This is a genomic window from Ornithinimicrobium cavernae (assembly GCF_003121625.1).
GTDB classification, from domain to species: domain Bacteria; phylum Actinomycetota; class Actinomycetes; order Actinomycetales; family Dermatophilaceae; genus Ornithinicoccus; species Ornithinicoccus cavernae.
In genome coordinates, this window is record NZ_QDDJ01000050.1 from 1 (window position 1) to 648 (window position 648).

Annotated in this window: 1 protein-coding gene; it reads right to left on the reverse strand. The window is 39.7% G+C overall.

Going from position 1 to position 648, the window contains the following annotated elements:
* Positions 1–36: 36 nt before the first annotated feature.
* Entirely contained in the window at positions 37–405 is a 369-nt protein-coding gene (rplL, locus tag DA085_RS20730) for a 50S ribosomal protein L7/L12 (protein ID WP_005599214.1), read from the reverse strand.
* Between the last annotated feature and the right edge of the window lie 243 nt (positions 406–648).

The following is a 648-nucleotide window of genomic DNA, read 5'->3' on the forward strand; positions in this document are numbered from 1 at the left end:
GTTGAACTTGAAGTTCCGGAAAAGTTAAATCAAAAATTATTTGATTTCTACTTTCGCGCCAGCTTCTTCTAATTCTTTTTTAAGTGCTTCAGCTTCTGGTTTAGAGATGCCTTCTTTTAATGCTGCAGGTGCAGATTCAACTAAGTCTTTAGCTTCTTTTAAACCTAAACCTGTTGCACCACGTACTGCTTTGATTACAGCAACTTTGTTTGCACCTGCTTCAGCAAGAATTACGTCGAATTCAGTTTTCTCTTCTGCTGCCGCTGCGCCTGCTGCTGGAGCTGCCGCTACTGCTGCCGCTGCTGAAACACCGAATTTTTCTTCCATCGCTGCGATTAATTCAACGATTTCTGATACTGATTTTGAAGCGATCGCTTCGATTAATTGTTCGTTAGTTAATGACATGACAATCAATTCCTAAAGTAAATAAGTTGTTAAACGAGTTAAGAAGTTTTCTGCTAAAAATTATGCAGCTTCTTGTAATTTGTCGCGTAATGCCGCAAGAGTGCGAACAAGTTTGCCTGCCGCAGCTTCTTTCATTGTGCCCATTAAACGTGCAATTGCTTCTTCGTAAGTTGGTAATGTAGCTAAGAATTCTACATCTTGTACTTTACCTTCAAAGGCTGCACCTTTAAGTTCAAACTCTTA

Bases quoted from the DNA above. Each gene is read 5' to 3' on its own strand.
- rplL (WP_005599214.1), bottom strand. From the start codon at position 405: ATGTCATTAACTAACGAACAATTAATCGAAGCGATCGCTTCAAAATCA.